At 64.9% G+C, this 3,594-nt stretch carries 3 protein-coding genes and 1 pseudogene; all 4 read right to left on the reverse strand.

Annotated elements, in window-relative coordinates:
• A partial coding sequence (locus EOA28_RS28815) for a molybdopterin-dependent oxidoreductase (protein ID WP_148670907.1) occupies window positions 1-524 on the reverse strand: 524 nt, incomplete at its 3' end.
• A gap of 3 nt (window positions 525-527) precedes the next feature.
• Window positions 528-857, reverse strand: coding sequence for a nitrite reductase small subunit NirD (nirD, locus tag EOA28_RS28820; RefSeq protein ID WP_127249477.1), 330 nt, complete (start codon window positions 855-857; stop codon window positions 528-530).
• 20 nt (window positions 858-877) lie between these two features.
• Entirely contained in the window at window positions 878-3,328 is a 2,451-nt protein-coding gene (nirB, locus tag EOA28_RS28825) for a nitrite reductase large subunit NirB (RefSeq protein ID WP_127249478.1), read from the reverse strand.
• A gap of 12 nt (window positions 3,329-3,340) precedes the next feature.
• Window positions 3,341-3,594 (reverse strand): annotated as a pseudogene (locus EOA28_RS28830) (MFS transporter); the annotation flags it as partial.

The raw sequence follows: 3,594 nt of genomic DNA on the forward strand, positions 1-3,594 counted from the left end.
GGATGACACCATGCGGTGTTGGAGCCGGTGAGCACGATGAGATCGGCGTGCTCGAAATCCTCATAGACGCCGGGAACGATGTCCTCGCCAAAGGCGCGGCGGTGACCGGCGACGGACGACGCCATGCAAAGCCGCGAATTGGTGTCGATATTGGCCGAACCGACAAAACCCTTCATCAGCTTGTTGGCGACGTAATAGTCCTCGGTGAGCAATTGGCCGGACACATAGAAGGCGACCGAATCCGGCCCATCCTCGGCGATCGCCCGCGAGAATTTTTCGGCCACGAGGTCGAGCGCTTCGTCCCAACCGGCCTGCCTGCCGCCGATCTCCGGCTGAAGCAGACGGCCTTCGAGGCCGAGTGTCTCGGCGAGGGCGGAACCCTTGGAGCAGAGCCGGCCGAAATTGGCCGGGTGCTCGGGATCGCCGCGGACGGTCGTCGTACCGTCCGCGGCGACCTTGGCCAGCACGCCGCAGCCCACCCCGCAATAGGGGCAGGTGGTCCTCACCTCGCGCGCTTCCTCCATGCCTCAGGCCGCTTTTGAGGCCAGCGCTTCGAGCGCGATGAAGAGCATTTCGCCCTCGACCCTCACCGGGATCGTTCGCACCGCGCCCTCGTCGGCGCCGAGCGCCTTGCCGGTCCCCAGCGAGATCACCCAATTGTGCAACGGGCAGGTCACCGCCGCGCCGTGGACGATGCCTTGGCTGAGCGGCCCGCCCCTGTGCGGGCAGTGGTCGTCGATCGCAAAGACCTGGTCGTCCGCCGTGCGGAAGACCGCGATCTTGCCTTGCGGCGTTGCAACGCAGCGCGCGCCACGCGGCGGAATGTCGGCGATGGAGCCGATGGCGATCCAGTTCATGCGGTCTCTTTCCTGTCGACTCATTCCGCCGCCTCCGCGTACCCGACCGAAGCCATCGGCCGGAACTCATGCTTGTCCTTGCCGGAGACGCGCTCGGACCATGGATCGACCTGGGCGAATTTCTGGCTGAAGACGAAGCGCTCGTAATAGGCTTTGCGCTTCTCGCCATCATCCAGGATCTGTTTTTTGATCTCGGCGGTGCCGATGCGCTTCGCCCATTTGTAGATGCGCTCGAGATAGCGCGCCTGCTCGCGATACATCTGGACGAGCGCCACGATCACCTCCAGCGCCTCGTCCTCGGTCTTCACCAGCCCGAGCACTTCCGTGCCCTTGATGTCGAGGCCAGCAGCGCCCGCGAAATGGATCTCGTAGCCGGAGTCGACACAGACCACGCCGACATCCTTGCAGGTCGCCTCCGCGCAGTTGCGCGGGCATCCCGATACCGCCATCTTCACCTTGGCCGGCGTCCACGAGCCCCACATGAATTTCTCGATGCGGATGCCGAGCCCGGTCGAATCCTGCGTGCCGAAACGGCACCAGTCGGTACCGACGCAGGTCTTCACCGTGCGCAGACCCTTGGCATAGGCATGGCCGGAGACGAAGCCGGCCTTGCCGAGATCGGACCACACCGCCGGCAGGTCTTCCTTGCGGATACCCAGCATGTCGATACGCTGGCCGCCGGTCACCTTGACCATCGGGATCTCGAACTTGTCGACGACATCGGCAATGGCGCGCAATTCGTTTGCGCTGGTCACCCCGCCCCACATGCGCGGCACCACCGAATAGGTGCCGTCCTTCTGGATGTTGGCGTGCACGCGCTCGTTGATGAAGCGCGACTGGTAGTCGTCGGCATATTGGTCGGGCCAGTCGCAGACCAGATAATAGTTCAGCGCCGGACGGCATTTGGCGCAGCCGCAGGAGGTCTTCCATTCAAGCTCCTGCATGACGGCCGGAATTGTCTTCAGGCCCTTCGCCTTGATCAGGCGCCGCACATCGTCATGACCGAGGCTCGTGCAGCTGCACATGGGCTGCACCGCCGCCGGATTGTACGCTTCGCCGAGCGTCAGCTTCAGCAGCTGTTCGACCAGACCCGTGCACGAGCCGCAGGAGGCCGAAGCTTTCGTATGCGCGCGCACATCGTCGAGGCCGGTCAGCCCCTTGGCCGAGATCGCGCCGGTGATCTTGCCCTTGCAGACGCCGTTGCAGCCGCAGATTTCCGCATCATCCGCCAGTGCCGCAACGGCCGCCAAAGGGTCCGAGGAAACGCCTCCCTGGAACGCCTGGCCGAAGATCAGCGTGTCGCGCATCTCGGAGATATCTGTCGCCTTCTTCTTGAGGTCGTTGAACCAGGCGCCGTCACCCGTCTCGCCGAACAGCACCGTGCCGATGATGCGGTTGTCCTGCAGCACGAGGCGCTTGTAGATGCCAGCGGATGCGTCGCGCAGGATGATCTCCTCGCGGTCCTCGCCATCGGCGAAGTCGCCCAGCGAATAGAGGTCGATGCCGGTGACCTTGAGCTTGGTCGGCGTGTCGGAATGGACGAAGCGCCTGTCCTCGCTGTCCGCCAGCGCGGCCGCAGCGACCCGCGCCATCTCGTAGAGCGGGGCGACCAGTCCGTAGACGTGGCCGCCGACCTCGGCGCATTCGCCGAGCGCCATGATGGCAGGATCGGAGGTCCGCATGCGGTCGTCGACGACTATGCCGCGATTGACCTCGAGCCCGGCCTCCTTGGCCAGAGCGGTGCTCGGGCGGATGCCGACCGCCATCACCACCAGCGTCGCCGGGATGATCGTGCCGTCCATCAGCTCGACACCCTCAACCTTGCCGTCGCCGACAATGGCCTTGGTGTTGGCCTTGGTCATGACCTTGATGCCGCGCGCCTCGACGGCCTTCTGCAGCAGATAGCCGGCGGCCGGGTCGAGCTGGCGCTCCATCAGCGTCGGCATGACGTGCAGCACGGTGACGTCCATGCCGCGTTCCTTGAGCCCGGCAGCGGCTTCCAACCCGAGCAGGCCGCCGCCGATGACGACCGCCTTGGCGCGCGACTGCGCCGCAAGCAGCATGGCGTTGACGTCGTCGACGTCGCGATAGCTGAGCACGCCGGGCAAGTCCTTGCCCGGCACCGGAATGATGAAGGGCACCGAGCCGGTGGCGATGACCAGCCGGTCGTAGCTCTCGGTCACGCCGTGGTCCGAGGTGACGGTCTTGGCCTCGCGGTCGATGACGACGATCCGGTGGCCCTTGTAGAGGGTGATGTCGTGCTTGATGTACCAGCCGTCGCCATGGATGACGATTTCCTCGAACGCCTTCTCGCCCGACAGGACCGGCGACAGCATGATGCGGTCGTAATTCACGCGCGGCTCGGCGTTGAAGATGGTGACAGCGTAGCGGTCGGGCGCCGCTTCCAGCAGGTGCTCCAGCATCCTGCCGGGCGCCATGCCGTTGCCGATGATGACAAGTTTTTCGCTCATGTCGCTCTCCGGTTATTCGGCGGCATAGGAAAGGGACAGTGTCTTGACGGCCGCCCGGCGCTCCATGCGGCGGATGCTGAAGTGCATCCAGACCAGGCAGGACAAGACGATCACGAAGAGCAGCATGAAGCAGCTCGACCAGACGCCGGTGAGGTCGTTCAGCACGCCGAAGGCGATCGGCAGGATGAAGCCGCCGAGGCCGCCGATCATGCCGACGACGCCGCCGACCGCGCCGACGCTCTGCGGATAATAGGCAGGGATATGCT

Origin of the sequence: Mesorhizobium sp. M2A.F.Ca.ET.067.02.1.1 (assembly GCF_004023285.1) — a bacterium.
In the GTDB taxonomy this organism is placed as follows: Bacteria; Pseudomonadota; Alphaproteobacteria; order Rhizobiales; family Rhizobiaceae; genus Mesorhizobium.

What these genes read in the sequence shown, in the direction of transcription:
- nirB (WP_127249478.1), bottom strand. Translation starts at nt 3,328, where the DNA reads ATGAGCGAAAAACTTGTCATCATCGGCAACGGCATGGCGCCCGGCAGG.
- nirD (WP_127249477.1), bottom strand. Translation starts at nt 857, where the DNA reads ATGAACTGGATCGCCATCGGCTCCATCGCCGACATTCCGCCGCGTGGC.